Annotated in this window: 14 protein-coding genes; 9 read left to right on the top strand and 5 right to left on the bottom strand. The window is 63.3% G+C overall.

Annotated features, from left to right (window positions below):
• Positions 1-4: 4 nt before the first annotated feature.
• The 4 genes from ACI2JX_RS00655 to mnmC form a co-directional block, all read right to left on the bottom strand.
• Positions 5-1,189 carry an osmoprotectant NAGGN system M42 family peptidase gene (locus ACI2JX_RS00655; protein WP_404689133.1) on the bottom strand — a complete coding sequence of 395 codons (1,185 nt, stop codon included), beginning with the start codon at positions 1,187-1,189 and terminating at the stop codon, positions 5-7.
• A gap of 144 nt (positions 1,190-1,333) precedes the next feature.
• Positions 1,334-3,079, bottom strand: coding sequence for an N-acetylglutaminylglutamine synthetase (ngg, locus tag ACI2JX_RS00660; protein WP_404689134.1), 1,746 nt, complete (start codon positions 3,077-3,079; stop codon positions 1,334-1,336).
• Positions 3,080-3,082: 3 nt separating this feature from the next.
• Entirely contained in the window at positions 3,083-4,870 is a 1,788-nt protein-coding gene (locus tag ACI2JX_RS00665; RefSeq protein WP_264235156.1) for an N-acetylglutaminylglutamine amidotransferase, read from the bottom strand.
• A gap of 148 nt (positions 4,871-5,018) precedes the next feature.
• Positions 5,019-6,992: a bifunctional tRNA (5-methylaminomethyl-2-thiouridine)(34)-methyltransferase MnmD/FAD-dependent 5-carboxymethylaminomethyl-2-thiouridine(34) oxidoreductase MnmC gene (gene mnmC / locus ACI2JX_RS00670; protein ID WP_404689135.1), complete on the bottom strand. Its 1,974-nt coding sequence runs from the start codon at positions 6,990-6,992 to the stop codon at positions 5,019-5,021.
• A 148-nt stretch (positions 6,993-7,140) separates the two neighbouring features.
• Here mnmC and pap point away from each other — a divergent pair, with 148 nt between their 5' ends.
• Together pap and ACI2JX_RS00680 are read left to right on the top strand one after the other, a co-directional pair.
• On the top strand, positions 7,141-8,634 hold the full coding sequence (gene pap / locus ACI2JX_RS00675; protein ID WP_404689136.1) for a polyphosphate:AMP phosphotransferase: 1,494 nt from the start codon (positions 7,141-7,143) through the stop codon (positions 8,632-8,634).
• Positions 8,635-8,859: 225 nt separating this feature from the next.
• Complete coding sequence (locus ACI2JX_RS00680; protein ID WP_264235159.1) at positions 8,860-9,822, top strand: DMT family transporter; 963 nt, start codon at positions 8,860-8,862, stop codon at positions 9,820-9,822.
• 108 nt (positions 9,823-9,930) lie between these two features.
• On the opposite strand, the gene ACI2JX_RS00685 is transcribed toward ACI2JX_RS00680, so the two are convergent.
• On the bottom strand, positions 9,931-11,325 hold the full coding sequence (locus ACI2JX_RS00685) for a class II fumarate hydratase (RefSeq protein ID WP_264235161.1): 1,395 nt from the start codon (positions 11,323-11,325) through the stop codon (positions 9,931-9,933).
• A gap of 154 nt (positions 11,326-11,479) precedes the next feature.
• On the opposite strand from ACI2JX_RS00685, the gene ACI2JX_RS00690 reads away from it, so the two are divergent.
• From ACI2JX_RS00690 to ACI2JX_RS00720, 7 genes are all read left to right on the top strand, one after another.
• On the top strand, positions 11,480-12,001 hold the full coding sequence (locus tag ACI2JX_RS00690; protein WP_264235162.1) for a DUF2059 domain-containing protein: 522 nt from the start codon (positions 11,480-11,482) through the stop codon (positions 11,999-12,001).
• 10 nt (positions 12,002-12,011) lie between these two features.
• Positions 12,012-12,308 carry a BolA family transcriptional regulator gene (locus ACI2JX_RS00695; protein WP_186554744.1) on the top strand — a complete coding sequence of 99 codons (297 nt, stop codon included), beginning with the start codon at positions 12,012-12,014 and terminating at the stop codon, positions 12,306-12,308.
• Between the two features lie 176 nt (positions 12,309-12,484).
• Positions 12,485-13,417, top strand: a complete 933-nt coding sequence (locus ACI2JX_RS00700) for a rhodanese-related sulfurtransferase (protein WP_186554745.1) — start codon at positions 12,485-12,487, stop codon at positions 13,415-13,417.
• Positions 13,418-13,420: 3 nt separating this feature from the next.
• Entirely contained in the window at positions 13,421-14,053 is a 633-nt protein-coding gene (locus ACI2JX_RS00705) for a DsbA family protein (protein ID WP_264235164.1), read from the top strand.
• Positions 14,046-15,878, top strand: a complete 1,833-nt coding sequence (locus tag ACI2JX_RS00710; protein WP_368973445.1) for an ABC transporter ATP-binding protein — start codon at positions 14,046-14,048, stop codon at positions 15,876-15,878. Before ACI2JX_RS00705 ends, ACI2JX_RS00710 begins: the two co-directional genes overlap by 8 nt.
• A 181-nt stretch (positions 15,879-16,059) precedes the next feature.
• Positions 16,060-18,516 (top strand): EAL domain-containing protein, encoded by a 2,457-nt coding sequence (locus tag ACI2JX_RS00715; protein WP_404689137.1) that lies wholly within the window; start codon positions 16,060-16,062, stop codon positions 18,514-18,516.
• Between the two features lie 39 nt (positions 18,517-18,555).
• Positions 18,556-19,341, top strand: coding sequence for a TenA family transcriptional regulator (locus tag ACI2JX_RS00720; RefSeq protein ID WP_404689138.1), 786 nt, complete (start codon positions 18,556-18,558; stop codon positions 19,339-19,341).
• Positions 19,342-19,393 lie beyond the last annotated feature (52 nt).

Here is a 19,393-nt window from a genome sequence, read left to right on the forward strand (position 1 = left end):
GGCATCAGCTCTTGTTGCCGACCAGGCTGTCCACGGCCGGCACGCGGGTATCGCTTTCCATTTGCGCATCATGCTCCAGCTGGTGACTGAAGCGTTCGAGCGAAGCGCTGGCCGGGTTGGAATCGCTGGCAAATACTGGCGGGCTGAGCAGGTAACCGGCCAGCAGCCGGCTGAGGGTCGACAGGCTGTCGATATGGGTGCGCTCGTAGCCATGGGTAGCATCGCAGCCAAAAGCCACCAGCGCGGTGCGGATATCGTGGCCGGCGGTGACGGCCGAATGCGCATCGCTGAAGTAGTAGCGAAACAGGTCGCGGCGCACCGGCAGGTCTTGCTCACCTGCCAGTTTCAGCAGGTGGCGCGACAGGTGGTAGTCGTAGGGGCCTGAGGAGTCCTGCATGGCCACGCTTACCGCGTGTTCGCTGGAGGCCTGCCCAGGTGCTACCGGGGCGATGTCGATGCCGACGAACTCGCTGACATCCCAGGGTAATGCACCGGCCGCGCCCGAGCCGGTTTCTTCGGTGATGGTGAACAGCGGGTGACAGTCGATCAGCGGCTGCTGGCCGCTTTCCACCACTGCCTTGAGTGCGGCCAGCAACGCCGCCACACCGGCTTTGTCATCCAGATGGCGGGCGCTGATATGGCCGCTCTCGGTGAACTCCGGCAGCGGATCGAAGGCGACGAAATCACCAATCGAGATGCCCAGCGCCTCACAGTCGGCGCGGGTCGCGCAGTAGGCGTCCAGGCGCACTTCGACATGGTCCCAACTGATGGGCATCTGGTCGATCGCGGTATTGAAGGCGTGCCCGCTGGCCATCAGCGGCAGCACACTGCCGCGCAGTACACCGGTGTCGGTGAACACGCTGACCCGGCTGCCTTCGGCAAAACGACTTGACCAGCAACCGACCGGGGCCAGGGCCAGGCGGCCGTTGTCTTGCAGTTGGCGCACGCTGGCGCCGATGGTGTCCAGGTGTGCCGAGACGGCGCGGTCGGGCGAGCTTTGGCGGCCCTTGAGGGTGGCGCGGATGGTGCCGCGGCGGGTCAGTTCGAAGGGGATACCCAGTTCATCCAGGCGTTCGGCGACATAGCGCACGATGGTGTCGGTGAAGCCGGTCGGGCTGGGGATGGCGAGCATCTCCAGCAGGACGCGTTTGAGGTATTCCAGATCCGGTTCGGGGTGGTGTTTGGACATGTGCACTCCTCGGCGGGTGGGTGGTTGTCCTTGTGGGCCTCATCGCGGGGCAAGCCCGCTCCCACGTTGAGTGCTTTACCTCAAAAGAGGGCACAGCGTGGGAGCGGGCTTGCCCCGCGATGAGGCCCACCAGGACACCATCATTCAGGCAGGCGACCGGCTATGGGGAAACAGCAGGTCGACAAATCGTTCAGCGGTCGGTTGCGGCTCATGGTTGGCCAGCCCGACCCGCTCATTGGCCTCGATAATCACGTAGTCAGGCTGCTCGGCGTCACGCACCATCAGGTCCAGGCCCACTACCGGGATATCCAGCGCCCGCGCCGCACGCACGGCGGCATCGGCCAGGATCGGGTGCAGACGCTCGGTGACATCTTCCAGGGTGCCACCGGTGTGCAGGTTGGCCGCGCGGCGCACCGCCAGGCGCTGACCGGCAGGCAGGATATCGCTGTATTGCAGGCCGGCAGCGCGCACCGTGCGCTCGGTTTCCTCGTCCAGCGGGATACGGCTTTCACCCCCGGTGGCGGCTTGGCGACGACGGCTCTGCGCCTCGATCAGCGCCTTGACGCTGTGCTTGCCATCGCCGATCACCTGGGCCGGATGGCGAATCGCGGCGGCGACCACTTCATGGCCAATCACCACGATGCGCAGGTCGAAACCTGGGTGGTAGCTTTCCAGCAGCACCCGGCTGTCGAACCGCCGCGCCTGTTCGACCGCCTGGTTGATCTCTTCCAGCGTGGTCAGGTTGACCGCCACGCCTTGGCCTTGTTCGCCATCCACCGGCTTGACCACCACCGCGCCATGCTCTTCGAGAAACGCCAGGTTGTCGTCGGCATTGCCCGCCAGTTGCTGCACCGGCACGTGCAGCCCGGCATTGTGCAGGGCGTGCTGGGTCAGGCGCTTGTCCTGGCAGAGGGTCATGCTCACGGCGCTGGTCAAGTCGCTGAGCGATTCCCGGCAGCGCACCCGGCGCCCGCCAAGGCTGAGGGTGAACAGGCCGGCAGCGGCGTCGTCGACCTGCACCTCGATGCCGCGACGAAAGGCCTCGTCGACGATGATTCGCGCATACGGGTTGAGCCCAGCCTCGGGGCCGGGGCCAAGGAACAGCGGCTGGTTGATGCCATTTTTGCGCTTGACCGCAAAGGTTGGCAGGTTGCGAAAGCCAAGCTTCTTGTACAGGCGCTTGGCCTGGCGATTGTCGTGCATGACCGACAGATCGAGGTAGGCCAGCTCTCGGCTCATGAAGTGCTCGATCAAATGCCGCACCAGCACTTCGCCAACACCGGGGCGGCTGCAATGCGGATCGACCGCCAGGCACCACAGGCTACAGCCGTGCTCCGGGTCATCGAACGCCTTGCTGTGATTCAGGCCCATGACGCTGCCGATCACTGCCCCGGTGTCTTCGTCTTCGGCCAGCCAGTAGACCGGGCCGCCCTGATGGCGCGGGGTGAGCAGTTCGGCGTTGACCGGCAGCATGGCGCGGGTCTGGTACAGACTGTTGATCGCCTGCCAGTCGGCTTCGGTCTGCGCCCGACGGATACGAAAACCGCGAAAAACCCGCTGCGCCGGGCGGTAGTCGGTGAACCACAGGCGCAGGGTGTCGGACGGATCGAGAAACAGCTGCTGCGGCGCATGCGCCAGCACCTGCTGTGGCGCCGCCACGTAGAGGGCGATATCACGCTCGCCAGGGGCCTCTTCAAGCAGCGCTTCGGCCAGATCGCTGGGGTCTGGGTAGGTATGCCCGATCAGCAATCGACCCCAGCCGCAGTGCACCGCGCGCGGCTGGTTGTGGGGCTCGCTGCCGTCACCGGCCAGACGCGCTTGCAGGCGCTCGTAGGAGGGCGCCTGGCCGCGCAGCAGGCGCTGGCCATAGGCGATTTCGTGGGCTTTCATCGATCAGATTCCTTGTTCGCTGAGCCACAGGTTCAGGGCCGCCAGCTGCCACAGCTTGGAGCCGCGCAGGGGCGTGAGCTGGCCGTGCGGATTGCTCAGCAGCTTGTCGATCATCGCCGGGTTGAACAGGCCACGGTCCTGGCTTGGGTCGGTCAGCAGCTGGCGTACCCAATCGAGGGTCGCGCCTTCCAGGTGCTTGAGGCCCGGGACCGGGAAGTAGCCCTTCTTGCGGTCGATCACCTCATGAGGGATGACCCGGCGCGCCGCCGACTTGAGCACCTGCTTGCCGCCATCGGGCAGCTTGAAGCGTGCTGGAATGCGCGCCGACAGCTCGGCCAGGCGGTAGTCGAGGAATGGCGTACGCGCCTCCAGGCCCCAGGCCATGGTCATGTTGTCGACGCGTTTGACCGGGTCGTCGACCAGCATCACCGTGCTGTCCAGACGCAGCGCTTTGTCTACCGCATCGGGAGCGCCGGGGCGGGCGAAGTGCTCGCGGACGAACTCGCCTGCGGCATCGGTCTCCAGCAGCCACGGCGCTTGTACCGTGTCGCGGTACTCGGCGTGGCTGCGGTCGAAGAACGCCTCACGGTAGGCTGTGTAGGGATCTTCGGCGCCATCGACCTGCGGGTACCAGTGATAGCCGGCGAACAGCTCATCCGCGCCCTGGCCGCTTTGCACGCCCTTGCAGTGCTTGGCTACCTCGCGCGAGAGCAGATAGAAGGCGATGCAATCGTGGCTGACCATCGGCTCGCTCATGGCGCGGAACGCGGCCGGCAACTGCTCGATGATCTCGCGCTCATCGATGCGCAGCTGGTGATGGCGGGTGCCGTAGTGACGGGCGATCAGGTCGGAGTATTGGAACTCATCGCCGCGTTCGCCGCCGGCATCCTGAAAACCGATGGAGAAGGTCGACAGGTCGTCAACGCCGACTTCGCGCAGCAGGCCGACCAGCAAGCTCGAATCGACCCCGCCAGAGAGCAGCACGCCCACGTCGACCGCTGCCCGTTGGCGGATCGCCACGGCGTCGCGGGTGGCGTCGAGTACGCGGGTGGTCCAGTCTTCGAGGTCGAGCTTGTGCTCGTCCGGGTTAGGCCCGTATTGCAGCTGCCACCAGGTCTGGCGCTCGACTTCGCCGTGCCGGTCGATGCGCATCCAGGTGCCGGGTTCGAGCTTTTGCACGTTGGCCAGCAGGGTGCGCGGCGCGGGAACCACGGCGTGGAAATTAAGGTAGTGGTTGAGTGCGACCGGGTCGATCATCGGGTCGATATCGCCGCCCTTGAGCAGTGCCGGCAAGGTCGAGGCGAAGCGCAGGCGCTCGCCATTGCGCGACAGGTACAGCGGCTTGACGCCGAGGCGGTCGCGGGCGAGGAACAGGCGCTGGTTGTCGCGCTCCCAGATGGCCAGGGCGAACATGCCGTTGAGCTTGGGCAACAAGGCTGCGCCCCAGGCGTGATAGCCCTTGAGCAGCACCTCGGTGTCGCCGTCGGACCAGAAGGTGTAGCCCAGCGCTTGCAGTTCCTGACGCAGCTCGGGGAAGTTGTAGATGGCGCCGTTGAACGCCAGCGACAGGCCGAGGTTGTTGTCGACCATCGGTTGGGCCGAGCCATCGGACAGGTCCATGATCTTCAGCCGGCGGTGGCCGAGGGCGATCGGGCCCTGGCTATGGAAGCCCCAGGCATCCGGGCCACGCGGCGCCAGATGATGGGTGATGCGCTCGACCGCGGCGAGGTCCGCCGGGCGCGGGGCTTGGTTGATCGGGGTGAAGCGTAACTCTCCTGCTAATCCGCACATAAGTCCTTACCGGTTTTGCCGTTGGGGAGGGGTGCCCAAAAGTAGGGCACTTAGGAACTGACCTGTGCGGTTTGTGAGAGTTTTAGATCAATCTGTTATATGGGTGGCCGGTATTGGGGCCGCTTTGCTGCGCAGCTGCCCGAAAAATTCATGCCTTGCCGCGAATCAAAGCGCGCAAGCCAAACCGATTCGGATGACAGGCTTCGGCCACCGCCCGAGGCACCGGCAACGGCTCGCCACAGACCCAAGCAGCAATCATCTCGCCGCTCAAGGGCGCTGTGATCAACCCCCGCGAGCCATGCCCACTGTTCACATACAACCCATCCAGCCAAGGACACTCCACCGCCGGCAGCTGCCGCGCATCCTTGCGCAGCATGGCATACGCTTGCGCGAACGCCTGCGCATCGGCCAGCGGCCCGACAATCGGCAAATAATCCGGGCTGGTACACCTGAACGCCGCCCGCCCTTGCAGCGCTGCCGGATCCATCCCGGCCGTGCCCAGCCGCTGCGCCAGGTCAGTGGAAATCTCATCGAGCAACGTCAAGTTGCCCTGGTGTTCGGCAGTGCTCGGCGTCAGGTCTTCATTATGAAAATCAAAGCTGGCGCCCAGGGTGTGCTCATCCCCGCGCACCGGTGCCACATACCCTTCTGCACAGACCACGGTGCCCAGCTCACGGCTACTCGCGGTGGCCGGCAAACGGGTGATCTGCCCGCGGATACGCTTGAGTGGCAGGTCGGCGCAGGGGGCAAAGCGGCGCACATCTGCCGCGCCCGCCAGCACCACCAGTGGCGCGCTGGCCAGTAGCTGTTCGCCGTCCCAGGCGTGCCAAAGCCCATCGGCCTTGCGCAGTTCGATAACGTTCTGGTGCGTCAGCAACTGAATCAGCGGATGCTGCAGTTGCGCAGTGCACAGCGCGGGTGGATGAACCCAGCCACCCTCGGGATAGAACAAGCCGCCGCTGGCCAATTGCACACCGGCGACGGCCTCAGCCTGAGCCCGATCGAGCGAGTGCAGCAGGCTGCTGTCGAAGGCCGCTGCCAGCTTGGCCTGGCGTTCGGCCTCTTTAGCATCGAAGGCCAGTTGCAGCACGCCACAGCCATCCCAGTCCTGGCCGCGCTGCAACCGCTCGAGCCAGCGACGGGTGTAGCCGAAACCCGCCAGGATCATCTGCGACAGAGCAGTGCCATGGGCCGACAACTTCAGGTATAGGACACCTTGGGGATTGCCCGAGGCTTCCTGCGCCGGGGCTTGATGGCGCTCCAGCACATTGACCTGCCAGCCACGCGCGGCAAGGCTGGCGGCCGTGGCGCTACCGGCCAGGCCGGCGCCAATCACCAGGGCCCGGCGTGGCCCTTCGAGTGCAGGTGGGCGGGCGTACCAGGGCGCTACCTTCGTACTGGCTTGGCCAGTGAACTGGCCATGCATCACCTCCCACTTCTTACCCAGCCCTGGCACCTTTTTCATGCTGAACCCGGCTTCGATCAACCCACGGCGAACCCAGCCGGTGGTGGTGAAGGTGCCTAGGGTGGTGGCCGAGTGCGATAGGCGCGCAAGCTGGGCAAACAGCGCTGGGGTCCACATGTCGGGGTTTTTCGCCGGCGCGAAACCGTCGAGGAACCAGGCGTCGATCCGCGCATCGAGTTGCGGCAGTTGTTCCAGTACATCACCGATCATCAGCGTCAGGGTGACCCGGCCGCCATCGAAACTGAACTGCTGGAAGCCCTGGTGCACGGCTATGTACTGCTCCAGTAGCGGCTGCCAGTAAGGCGCCAGATCCGGCCATAACTGCACGGCGCGGCTCAGATCGTCGTAGCTCAGCGGGTACTTCTCGACGCTGACGAAGTGCAGCCGCGCCTGGGCAGGAGCCTGCTCGGCGAACAGCTGCCAGGCGCAGAAGAAGTTCATACCGGTGCCAAAACCGGTTTCGCCGATGACCATGCAGCTGTGCGCGGCCAATGCCGCGAAGCGCTCGCGCAGACGATTGCCTTCGATGAACACGTACTGGGTCTCGTTGACGCCCTCGTTGATCGAGAAGTACACGTCGTCGTAGTGCCGCGAATGCGGGCGGCCCTGGTCGTCCCAATCGATCTGGGCATGGCGGGGGAGGTGGGTGTCGGGCATGGTCGAATTCAGCTTCAAGTTGCAAGCGACAAGCTGCAAGAAAAAGCAGATGGTGGCACGGTTCGGTTTTTCTTGCAGCTTGTCGCTTGCAACTTGTAGCTGCGTTTCCGCTAGTCTTGTCATTCCATTGAAGGAGCCAGGCAAAGCCATGTTCGAATCTGCGGAAATCGGTCACAGCATCGACAAGGAGACCTTTGAAGCCGAAGTGCCCGCCCTGCGCGAGGCACTGCTCGAGGCTCAGTACGAACTCAAGCAGCAGTCGCGCTTTCCGGTGATCGTACTGATCAACGGCATTGAGGGCGCCGGCAAGGGCGAGACGGTCAAGCTGCTCAACGAGTGGATGGACCCGCGCCTGATCGATGTGCTGACCTTCGATCAGCAGACCGACGAGGAACTGGCCCGGCCGCCGGCCTGGCGCTATTGGCGCGCATTGCCGCCCAAGGGGCGGATGGGGGTGTTCTTCGGCAACTGGTACAGCCAGATGATCCAGGGCCGGGTGCATGGCCAGTTCAAGGATGCCGTGCTCGACCAGGCCATCGCTGGCGCCGAGCGGCTGGAGCAGATGCTTTGCGATGAAGGCGCTCTGATCATCAAGTTCTGGTTCCACCTCTCCAAGAAACAGATGAAAGCGCGCCTCAAGGCCCTGCGCGACGACCCGCTGCACAGCTGGCGGATCAGCCCGCTGGACTGGCAGCAGTCAGAAACCTACGACCGCTTCGTGCGCTTCGGCGAGCGGGTGCTGCGCCGCACCAGCCGCGACTTTGCTCCCTGGCATGTGATCGAAGGCTCCGACCCTCACTACCGTAGCCTGGCCGTGGGGCGCATCTTGCTCGAAAGCCTGCAAGCGGCGCTGGCAATCGACCCCAAGGCCAAGCACAAGAGCAACGTCGCACCGCTTGGGCGCAGTATCGACAACCTCAACCTGATCGGCGCGCTGGACATGACCCAGCGCCTGGACAAGAAGGACTACCAGGAACAGTTGGTCACCGAACAAGCACGCCTGGCCGGGCTGTTGCGTGACAAGCACATGCGTCGGCATGCGTTGGTGGCGGTGTTCGAAGGTAACGACGCGGCGGGCAAGGGTGGGGCGATTCGCCGGGTAGCGGCGGCGCTCGACCCGCGCCAGTACCGCATCGTGCCGATTGCCGCGCCGACCGAGGAAGAGCGCGCCCAGCCGTATCTGTGGCGGTTCTGGCGGCATGTTCCGGCGCGGGGCAAGTTCACTATCTTCGATCGCTCCTGGTATGGGCGGGTATTGGTCGAGCGGGTCGAGGGCTTCTGCAGCCCAGCTGACTGGATGCGCGCCTATAGCGAAATCAACGACTTCGAAGAGCAGTTGAGCAACGCCGGCGTGGTGGTGGTCAAGTTCTGGCTGGCGATCGATCAGCAGACCCAGTTGGAGCGCTTCCAAGAGCGCGAGCAGATCCCGTTCAAGCGCTACAAGATCACCGAGGAAGACTGGCGCAACCGCGACAAGTGGGATGCCTATACCGAGGCGGTGGGCGATATGGTTGACCGCACCAGTACCGAGATCGCGCCGTGGACGCTGGTCGAGGCCAATGACAAGCGCTGGGCGCGGGTCAAGGTGCTGCGTACCATTAATGAGGCGTTGGAGGCAGCGTTCGCCAAGGACAAGAAGTGATGGTTTCAGCGCTGGCCTCATCGCGGGGCAAGCCCGCTCCCACGCTGACGACCTCGGCAACGTGACATCGCGTGGGAGCGGGCTTGCCCCGCGATGAGGCCGGCACGAGGAGCCATGCCCTGTGGGAATGACCTGATGAATTCTTTTCCCGCCACTTTCCCCCAGCCACGCAGTCCAAGCCCTTAGAATCCACAGACCCGAACCAAGGGCTTGAACGAGGACGCTATGCATATCACTTCCGGACGCTGGGTCCATGGCCTGCTTTTGGCACTATTGACCGCGCTGCTCTGGGGCATCTTGCCGATCAAGCTCAAGCAAGTCCTGCAGGTCATGGATCCGGTGACCGTCACCTGGTATCGCCTGCTGGTCTCAGGCGGCCTGCTGTTCGCCTGGCTAGCGGCCAATCGACGGCTGCCAACCTTTGCAGGCCTTGGCCGCAAGCGTCTGGGCTTGGTGGGCGTGGCCATCTGCGGCCTGTTGGGGAACTACGTGCTGTACCTGATCGGGCTGAAGCTGCTCAGCCCCGGCACCGCGCAACTGGTGGTGCAACTTGGCCCGGTGCTGCTGCTGGTGGCCAGCGTGTTCGTCTTCAAAGAGCGATTCAGCCTGGGGCAGGGCTTGGGTTTGCTGGTGCTGCTGATGGGCTTTGGCTTGTTCTTCAATCAGCGCCTGGAAGAACTGCTGACCTCGCTGGGTGCCTACACCACAGGTGTATTAACCATTTTGCTAGCGACCAGCATCTGGGTGTTTTATGCCCTGAGCCAGAAGCAGTTGCTCACTGTGTGGAACTCGCAGCAGGTGATGATGGTGATCTACCTGGGCTGCGCCGGCTTGCTGATGCCCTGGGTTCATCCGCTGGAGGCGCTGCAGTTGAGTCCGCTGCAGGGTTGGCTGTTGTTGGCCTGCTGCCTGAACACCCTGGTGGCCTACGGCGCGTTTGCCGAGGCGTTGGCCCATTGGGAGGCCTCGCGGGTGAGTGCGACCTTGGCCTTGACGCCGTTGGTGACCTTCGTTGCCGTGGCGCTGGCGGCGTGGCTGTGGCCGGACTACGTGCATGCCGAGGACATCAATGCCCTGGGTTATGTAGGGGCGGTGACGGTGGTGGCGGGGTCGGCGATGGTCGCCCTGGGGCCGTCGTTGGTGGCCGGCTGGCGGGCACGGCGGGCGCGTTTGGCTCAGGTGCATTGATTGCCTCGCCGGCCCTATCGCGGGGCAAGCCCGCTCCCACGAATTTTGTGTGATCCCCGTGGGAGCGGGCTTGTCCCGCGATAGCGCCAGTACAGGCAATACAGCTCTTTAGCCCTTGGCCCCCGGCGCCAGCATGTTTTCCGGCCGCACCCACTCATCGAACTGCTCGTTGCTCAGGTACTTCAACTCCAAGGCCGCCTCACGCAAGGTCTTGCCCTCGCTATAAGCCTTCTTGGCGATCTCTGCCGCCCTGTCATAGCCAATATGCGGATTGAGCGCTGTCACCAGCATCAACCCGCGCTCCAGATGCGCCGCCATCTGCTCGGCATCCGGCTCGATCCCGGCCACGCAGTGCTGCTGGAAGTTGCGACAGCCATCGGCCAGCAACTCGATCGATTGCAACAGGTTATGAATGATCACCGGCTTGAACACGTTCAACTGCAGATGCCCTTGGCTGGCGGCAAAGCCAATCGCCGCGTCGTTGCCCAGCACCTGGCAGGCGAGCATCGACAACGCCTCGCATTGGGTTGGGTTGACCTTGCCGGGCATGATCGAACTGCCCGGCTCATTGGCCGGCAAGCGTACTTCGGCAAGCCCGGCACGTGGCCCAGAGCCGAGCAGGCGCAGGTCGTTGGCGATCTTCATCAAGGCCACCGCCAAGGTCTTCAGCGCGCCAGCCAGGCTGGTCAGCGGCTCGTGGCCGGCAAGGGCGGCAAACTTGTTCGGCGCCGTGACGAACGGCAGGCCGGACAGCGCCGCCAGTTCAGCTGCCACCGCCTCGGCAAAACCGTGCGGGGCGTTCAGGCCGGTGCCCACCGCCGTGCCGCCCTGGGCCAGCTCGCATACCGCCGGCAAGGTGGCGCGGATGGCGCGCTGGGCGTAGTCGAGCTGGGCGACGAAGGCCGATACCTCCTGGCCAAAGGTGATCGGCGTGGCGTCCATCATGTGCGTGCGGCCGGTCTTGACCAGATTGATGTGGCGCGCCGCGAGCTCGGCCAGCCCTGCGGACAATTCGGCAATCGCCGGCAGCAGCTTGTCGTGCACAGCCTGCGCCGCGGCGATGTTCATCGCGGTAGGGAAGCAGTCGTTGGAACTCTGCGAGCGGTTGACGTGATCGTTTGGGTGCACCGGCACTTTGCCGCCGCGGCCCTTGCCGGCCAGTTCGTTGCCGCGCCCGGCGATCACTTCGTTGACGTTCATGTTGCTCTGGGTGCCGCTGCCGGTCTGCCAGACGACCAGCGGAAACTGCTCGTCATGCTCGCCAGCGAGCACTTCGTCAGCGGCTTGCTCGATCAGCCGGGCGATGTCGGCCGGCAGGTCGCCATTGCGGTCGTTGACCCGCGCCGCGGCTTTCTTGATCAGCGCCAGGGCGTGCAACACGGCAAGCGGCATGCGCTCTTTACCGATGGCGAAGTTGATCAGCGAACGCTGGGTCTGTGCGCCCCAGTAAGCGTCCTCAGGAACTTCGACCTGACCCAGGCTGTCTGTCTCGATACGGCTCATGCTGCGTTCACTCCTTTGTCGTCTGAATCCGCAGTTTAGGCCCTGATTCGAAAGAGCGGTTCAATCGCTCGTCGTGCCACTTGAGTACAGCGCCCAGCGCGGCGCAGAATGCTCTACTCTGAGGTATCCGCCTCCCTCTCTTGAAGGATTTGCAATGACCCGTCTCCGTGTCCTCTGTGCCGCCGTCGCGCTGGCCTGTGCCAGCGGCCAGGTACTCGCCGCCACCCCTGCTCACAACCAAGCCGCCGAGAAATTCCTGACCCTGGCCAACGCTGACAAGTTGGGCACTCCGGTGTACATGCAGGTCCAGCAGATGTTTGCCCAGCGCTTCGAGCAGACCAAGGCGCCGGCGTCCAAGAAGTCCGTGCTCGACAGCTACCAAGCCAAGGCCAACGCCGCCCTGGACAACGCCATCGGTTGGAAAAAGCTGCAGCCGAAGATGGTCAGCCTGTACACCGCGACCTTCACCGAAAGCGAGCTCAAGGACCTGGTCAAGTTCTACGAGTCGCCGCTGGGCAAGAAAGTCCTGCGCGAAATGCCGAAGGTCACCCAGCAGTCGGCCCAGCTGACCCAGCAGAGCCTCGAGCCTGCGGTGCCTGTGGTCAACAAGCTGCTCGAAGATATGACCAAGGAGCTCGACCCCAACGCTGGCAAAGCGGCTCCCGCGAAAAAGTGAGTAACACCCGATGAGCATGCAGCAACGCATCGAGCAGCAACTGGCGCCGTTGGGCACCCAGCACCTTGAGGTGTTCAACGAGAGCCACATGCACAGCCGCGGCCAGGAAAGCCACTACAAGGCGGTGCTGGTCAGCGAGCAGTTCGCCGGCCTCAACAGCGTCAAGCGCCACCAGAAGGTCTACGCGACCATGGGCGACTTGATGGGCCAGATTCATGCCCTGGCGATTCATACCTACACCCCTGAAGAGTGGGCCCAGGTTGGCGCTGCGCCAGCCTCGCCGGTCTGCGCGGGCGGCGGTCACTGAATCCTTGCGGTCATTCTGGTAAACTGCGCATCACCCGTGGGAGCGGGCTTGCCCGGCAATAGCGCCAATCGACGCTATCGCCGGGCAAGCCCGCTCCCACGTGCATTTATGATGCATCGTCAAATTGTCATTCCGGTCCGCCCCTTACGAGGGTGACCACCTGGAGAAAAGTGTTCATGTCCCAAGCTATCGTCGTGGCGGCGCTGTACAAGTTCGTCACCCTGGAAGACTACGTCGAGCTGCGCGAGCCGCTGCTCAAGGCCATGCTGGACAACGGCGTCAAAGGCACCTTGCTGCTGGCCCTAGAAGGCATCAACGGCACCGTGTCGAGCACCCGCGAAGGCATCGACGGCCTGCTCGCCTGGCTGCGCAACGATCCGCGCCTGATCGACGTTGACCACAAAGAATCCTACTGCGACGAGCAGCCGTTCTACCGCACCAAGGTCAAGCTGAAAAAAGAGATCGTCACCCTCGGCGTGCCGGGCGTGGACCCCAACCACAAGGTTGGCACCTACGTCGAGCCCAAAGACTGGAACGCGCTGATCAGCGACCCCGAAGTGCTGCTGATCGACACCCGCAACGACTACGAAGTGGCCATCGGCACCTTCAAGGGCGCGATCGACCCGAAGACCGAGACCTTCCGCGAGTTCCCCGACTACATCAAGGCCAACTTCGACCCCAGCAAGCACAAGAAGGTGGCGATGTTCTGCACCGGTGGCATCCGCTGCGAAAAAGCCTCCAGCTATATGCTCGGTGAAGGCTTCGAGGAGGTCTATCATCTTAAAGGTGGCGTGCTGAAGTACTTCGAGGAAGTGCCTCAGGAACAAAGCCTGTGGGACGGCGACTGCTTTGTCTTCGACAACCGGGTCACGGTGCGTCATGACCTGACCGAGGGCGAGTACGACCAGTGCCACGCTTGCCGTCATCCGATCAACGTGGAAGACCGTGCGTCCGAACACTACTCGCCGGGTGTCAGCTGCCCGCATTGCTGGGACAGCCTCAGCGAGAAGACCCGACGCAGCGCCATCGACCGGCAGAAACAGATCGAACTGGCCAAGGCGCGCAATCTGCCCCACCCGATCGGCTACAACTACAAAGCCGAGGCTTGATGCATGTCTGCACGCCTGCTGTATGTGATGGACCCGATGTGCTCCTGGTGCTGGGGCTTTGCGCCAGTGGCGCAGGCCCTGATCGCCCAGGCGCAAGACGCCGGCGTGCCAACCCGCCTGGTAGCCGGCGGTTTGCGCACTGGCAGCAGCGCGCTGGATGCCTCGACCCGTCGCTATATCCTTGAGCACTGGCAGGCCGTGGCCGAAGCGACGGGCCAGGCGTTTCGCTTCGACGGGGCGATGCCTGACGGCTTTGTCTACGACACCGAGCCTGCCTGCCGTGCCCTGGTCGCTGGGCGCGAGCTCGATGCCGAGCGGGCTTGGGGCCTGCTGGCGCTGATGCAGCGCGGCTTTTACGAGCACGGCCTGGACGTCACCCGTGCCCCGCAGTTGCTCGAGCTGGCCGAACAGGCCGGCTTTGACCGCGAACAGTTCTCTGCCAGCCTGGTCAGCAGCGAAACCCGCGCCGCTACCGCTGCCGACTTCAGTTGGGTGCAGGACCTGGGCATTGCTGGCTTCCCGACCCTGCTGGCCGAGCGCAATGGTCAGCTGGCACTGCTGACCAACGGCTACCAGCCGCTGGAGCGCTTGCAACCCTTGCTCGGCCGCTGGCTGCAGCAGGCCGCTTGTGCTTGATCTGCCAGGGTCGCCCGACCCTGTGCCGGGGAAATCTCACACTGTGGCCGATCGACTGAGCTGGGCGGAAATCCGCCGCCTGGCCCTGCATCACCGCAAAGCCTTGTGGAGCGCCAACCTGGTGGCGGTGCTCGCAGCCTTGTGCAGCGTGCCGATCCCTTTGCTGCTGCCGCTGTTGGTCGACGAGGTGCTGCTGGGTAACGGTGACGCCGCGCTCAAGTGGATGAACAACCTGTTGCCGACCAACTGGCAGGTAGCGGCTGGTTACATCGGCCTGATGCTGGTGGCTACGTTGTGCCTGCGCCTGGCGGCGCTGGCGTTCAACGTGGTGCAGGCCAAGCTGTTTGCCGGCTTGGCCAAGGACATCGTCTACCGCCTGCGCATTCGCCTGATCGAGCGGCTCAAACGGATCTCGCTCAAGGAATACGAAAGCCTGGGTAGCGGCACCGTGACCACCCATCTGGTCACCGACCTGGATACCCTGGACAAGTTCGTCGGCGAGACCCTCAGTCGCTTCCTGGTAGCGGTGCTGACCTTGACCGGTACAGCAGCGATCCTGATCTGGATGCACTGGCAGCTGGCCTTGCTGATTCTGCTGTTCAACCCGCTGGTGATCTACTTCACTGTGCAGCTGGGCAAGCGGGTCAAGCACCTGAAGAAGCTGGAAAACGACAGCACCGCACGCTTTACCCAGGCGCTGACCGAAACCCTCGATGCCATCCAGGAAATCCGCGCTGGCAACCGCCAGGGCTATTTCCTCGGGCGCCTTGGCCTGCGCGCCCGGGAAGTGCGCGACTACGCGGTGGCCTCGCAATGGAAAAGCGACGCCAGCGGGCGGGCCAGCGGCTTGTTGTTCCAGTTCGGTATCGACATCTTCCGCGCCGCGGCGATGCTCACGGTGCTGTTCTCGGACCTGTCGATCGGGCAGATGCTGGCCGTGTTCAGCTACCTGTGGTTCATGATTGGCCCGGTCGAGCAGTTGCTCAACCTGCAGTACGCCTACTATGCCGCAGGCGGCGCGCTGAGCCGGCTCAACGAACTGCTGGCGCGCGATGACGAGCCGCAGTACCCGGCTGCCACTGACCCGTTCAGCGGCCGCGAAACCGTGGCAATCGAGGTGCGCGACCTGCGCTTTGCCTATGCCGACGAGCCGGTGCTGGAGCATCTGGACTTATCCATTGCCCCCGGCGAGAAGGTCGCCATCGTCGGTGCCAGCGGCGGCGGCAAGAGCACCCTGGTGCAGTTGCTGTTGGGCCTGTATACCGCGCAAGCCGGCACCATCCGCTTTGGCGGCGCGAGCTTGCAGGAGATCGGTCTGGAGACCCTGCGGGAGAACGTCGCAGTCGTGCTGCAGCATCCTTCGCTGTTCAACGACACGGTGCGCGCCAACCTGACCATGGGCCGCGAATGCAGTGATGAGGCCTGCTGGCAGGCGCTGCGCATTGCCCAGCTCGACACCACCATCGCCGCCTTGCCGCAAGGGCTGGACAGCGTGGTAGGGCGTTCAGGCGTGCGCTTGTCGGGAGGTCAGCGCCAGCGTCTGGCGATTGCCCGGATGGTCTTGGCCGAACCTAAGGTGGTGATCCTCGACGAAGCGACCTCGGCGCTGGATGCCGCAACCGAGTACAACTTGCACCAGGCGTTGGCGCGCTTCCTCAGTGGCCGCACCACGCTGATCATCGCTCACCGCCTCTCTGCGGTGAAACAAGCCGATCGGGTATTGGTATTCGATGGCGGGCATGTGGCCGAGGATGGCGATCATCAGCAACTGATTGCCGAGGGTGGGTTGTATGCCAAGTTGTACGGGCATTTGCAGCAGACCTGAGTTTTTCTGTGGTTAGTTTGGCCTCATCGCACCGCGGTGACTTGTCGCGATGAGGCCCGACTAGACGCTACAAATCTCTTTTATGGCGTTACTAAAATCCCTCCACGCAGATGGCAAATGGCCTACGCTAGTGCTTGTCTGGGTTGATTCGTGCCTTATCTGCCGCAGTGACAGGGAATCCATGAAGGGAATTCGTACTCTAGAAGCGCCAAAGCTATTGGGCATCATCTGGCCCTTTGTCGCGGTTGTCATTTTCCAGGTCTTGCTGGGCAGCCTCAGCCTCTACACGCTTTCGGCGGTACGCGCCTATGTGGCAGGGGAGAGCCTCTGGTCCAAGGCGCAGAAAGACGCCATCTATTACCTGAACCTGTACGCCGAAAGCCCAAGCGAACGCATTTTCCAACGCTATCGCCAGGCCATTGCCGTGCCGCAGGGCGACCACGAGCTGCGCCTGGCGCTCGACCAGCTTAATCCTGACCTCGATGCTGCGCGGGCGGGCATCCTGCAGGGCGGCAATCACCCTGATGACGTCACCCGGATCATCTGGTTCTATCGCAACTTTCGTCACATCAGCTACATGGAAACGGCCATTTCCTATTGGGATATCGGCGATGACTACTTGCGCCAACTGGATATCCTCGCCAATGAGATGCGTACAGGGTTCGCCAGTGGTCAGCCAGATCCTGAGCAGATAAGTGCCTGGAAGGCGCGCATCGTCAATATCAACGAGGGCGTGACGCCAGCGGCCAAGGCCTTCAGTGATGCCCTGGGTGAAGGCTCGCGGGTGCTGCTCAAGGTCCTGCTGATCACCAACCTGCTCACCGCGTTGTTTCTCATCACCATGGCTTGGCGCCGCTCAAGCAAACTGCTGGCCCAGCGCCAGGCTTTCGCCAGTGCCTTGCAGGCCGAGCGCGAACGGGCGCAGATCACCTTGGAGTCGATTGGCGATGCGGTGATCACGGCCGATGTCGAAGGCAATATCGTCTTCATGAACCCGGCCGCCGAGCAGTTGACCCACTGGCAGGCCGAGCCGGCCCATGGCCTGCCGTTGACAGCCTTGTTCAGCCTGGTCGATGAACACAGCGTTGACGACGCCCGCAGTCTGGTCGAGCAAGTGCTCAGCGGCAGCCTCAAAGGCGGTGCCGAACACGCCCGTTTGATCCAGCGCCTGGATGGCAGCACCGTGTCGATCAACCTGGTCGGCTCGTCGATCGTCAGCGCTGGCAAAGTCAGCGGCATCGTGCTGGTGCTGCACGACATGACCCAGGAGCGCCAATACATCGCCAACCTGTCCTGGCAGGCGACCCACGACGCCCTGACCGGTCTGGCCAACCGCCGCGAATTCGAATACCGCCTGGAACAAGCGCTCAATAGCCTGGCGCGCCAGGCTGGGCGGCATTCGCTGATGTTCCTCGATCTGGATCAGTTCAAGCTGGTCAACGACACCTGCGGCCATGCTGCTGGCGATGAGCTCCTGCGGCACATCTGCGCCGTGTTGCAGTCGGGTTTGCGCGAGGGCGATACCCTGGCGCGCCTGGGGGGCGACGAGTTTGGTGTGTTGCTGGAAAACTGCCCGGCGGAGCAGGCCGAGCGCATCGCCGAGCATCTGCGCCAGCTGGTCCAGAGCCTGCATTTTGTCTGGAAAGGCCGCCCGTTCATTACCACCGTGAGTATTGGCCTGGTGCACATGGCCCAGGCGCCGAGCACCTTGGAAGCTTCGCTACGGGCCGCCGACATGGCTTGCTACATGGCCAAGGAGAAGGGGCGCAACCGGGTGCAGGTCTATCACGCCGATGACAGCGAGTTGTCTATGCGCTTTGGCGAAATGGCCTGGATCCAGCGCCTGCACGTTGCCTTGGAAGAAAACCGCTTCTGCCTGTATGCCCAGGAAATCGCGCCTTTGAGCTACCAGGAAGGGCCGGGGCATATCGAGATTCTGCTCAGGTTGCACGACGAGAGCGGACGCACGGTGATGCCGGACAGCTTCATTCCGGCGGCCGAGCGTTATGGGCTGATGACCGCGCTGGATCGCTGGGTGGTGCGCAATGTGTTCCAGATCATTCGCCAGTGCTTGGACGAGGACCGCGGCGGGCCGCTGGCCATGTGCGCGATCAACCTGTCCGGTTCGAGCATTGGCGATGACAAATTCCTTGAATATTTGCAGCGGCTGTTCGGCGAGTTCGACATCCCGCCGCGGCTGATTTGCTTCGAAATTACCGAAACCAGCGCGATTGCCAATCTGGGTAGCGCGATTCGCTTCATCAACGAATTGAAGGGATTGGGCTGCCGGTTCTCCTTGGATGACTTCTGCGCCGGAATGTCGTCATTCGCTTATTTGAAGCATTTACCCGTCGACTTCCTGAAGATCGACGGAAGTTTCGTAAAAGATATGCTGGACGATCCGATCAATCGCGCTATGGTGGAGGTGATCAACCACATCGGCCACGTCATGGGTAAACGGACGATTGCCGAGTTTGTCGAGACTCCATTGATCGAGCAGGCCCTGCAGGAAATCGGCGTGGACTACGCCCAGGGCTACTTGATCGAGCGGCCGCAGGTATTCACCTGCGACAGCCTGCAACGCCAGCGGATTGCTGCAAGGCCACTGCTGCAAAGGGCACCAGGAACGTTTCGCTGAAGGTCGTTCGAAAAATCACAAGGAATCAAGGAGCTGACAGTGATTGATACATTCGTTCGGATCGGGCCATTGATGGATCCCGCCAGTTACCCGCAGTGGGCGCAACAAATGATCGAAGACTGCCGTGAAAGCAAGCGGCGGGTGGTCGAGCACGAATTCTATCAGCGCCTGCGCGATGGCCAACTCAGGCCGGCGACCATTCGCCAGTACCTGATTGGCGGCTGGTCGGTGGTCGAGCAATTCTCCTTGTACATGGCGCACAACCTGACCAAGACCCGCTTCGCCCGCCATCCCGGCGAAGACATGGCGCGGCGTTGGTTGATGCGCAATATCCGCGTTGAGCTCAACCATGCTGATTACTGGGTGCACTGGTGCCACGCCCATGGCGTCACCCTGGGTGATCTGCAGGCGCAGGACGTGCCGCCTGAGCTCAATGGCCTGAACGATTGGTGCTGGCGGGTGTGCGCCACCGAGTCGCTGGCCATTGCCATGGCGGCGACCAACTATGCCATCGAGGGTGCGACCGGGGAGTGGTCGGCGGTGGTGTGTGCGGGCGATACCTATGCCCAGGGCTTCCCTGAAGAGACCCGCAAGCGCGCCATGAAGTGGCTGAAGATGCATGCCCAGTATGACGATGCGCATCCGTGGGAGGCGCTGGAGATCATTTGCACGCTGGTCGGGGAGAATCCCACCCCGCTGTTGCGCGCCGAGCTGAGGCGGGCGGTGTGCAAGAGCTATGACTGCATGTACCTGTTCCTGGAGCGCTGCATGCAGCTGGAACAGCGTCAGGCAGGGCGGACTCGGTTGGGCTTGGCGGCGGGCTGAAGGATTGCTGTTGCCTGTCTAGGCCTCTTCGCGGGCAAGCCCGCTCCCACAG

The sequence above is a fragment of the Pseudomonas sp. NPDC088890 genome, assembly GCF_044900155.1.
GTDB classification, from domain to species: Bacteria; Pseudomonadota; Gammaproteobacteria; order Pseudomonadales; family Pseudomonadaceae; genus Aquipseudomonas; species Aquipseudomonas urmiensis.

What these genes read in the sequence shown, in the direction of transcription:
- ACI2JX_RS00655 (WP_404689133.1), bottom strand. Translation starts at nt 1,189, where the DNA reads ATGTCCAAACACCACCCCGAACCGGATCTGGAATACCTCAAACGCGTC.
- ngg (WP_404689134.1), bottom strand. Translation starts at nt 3,079, where the DNA reads ATGAAAGCCCACGAAATCGCCTATGGCCAGCGCCTGCTGCGCGGCCAG.
- ACI2JX_RS00665 (WP_264235156.1), bottom strand. Translation starts at nt 4,870, where the DNA reads ATGTGCGGATTAGCAGGAGAGTTACGCTTCACCCCGATCAACCAAGCC.
- mnmC (WP_404689135.1), bottom strand. Translation starts at nt 6,992, where the DNA reads ATGCCCGACACCCACCTCCCCCGCCATGCCCAGATCGATTGGGACGAC.
- pap (WP_404689136.1), top strand. Translation starts at nt 7,141, where the DNA reads ATGTTCGAATCTGCGGAAATCGGTCACAGCATCGACAAGGAGACCTTT.
- ACI2JX_RS00680 (WP_264235159.1), top strand. Translation starts at nt 8,860, where the DNA reads ATGCATATCACTTCCGGACGCTGGGTCCATGGCCTGCTTTTGGCACTA.
- ACI2JX_RS00685 (WP_264235161.1), bottom strand. Translation starts at nt 11,325, where the DNA reads ATGAGCCGTATCGAGACAGACAGCCTGGGTCAGGTCGAAGTTCCTGAG.
- ACI2JX_RS00690 (WP_264235162.1), top strand. Translation starts at nt 11,480, where the DNA reads ATGACCCGTCTCCGTGTCCTCTGTGCCGCCGTCGCGCTGGCCTGTGCC.
- ACI2JX_RS00695 (WP_186554744.1), top strand. Translation starts at nt 12,012, where the DNA reads ATGAGCATGCAGCAACGCATCGAGCAGCAACTGGCGCCGTTGGGCACC.
- ACI2JX_RS00700 (WP_186554745.1), top strand. Translation starts at nt 12,485, where the DNA reads ATGTCCCAAGCTATCGTCGTGGCGGCGCTGTACAAGTTCGTCACCCTG.
- ACI2JX_RS00705 (WP_264235164.1), top strand. Translation starts at nt 13,421, where the DNA reads ATGTCTGCACGCCTGCTGTATGTGATGGACCCGATGTGCTCCTGGTGC.
- ACI2JX_RS00715 (WP_404689137.1), top strand. Translation starts at nt 16,060, where the DNA reads ATGAAGGGAATTCGTACTCTAGAAGCGCCAAAGCTATTGGGCATCATC.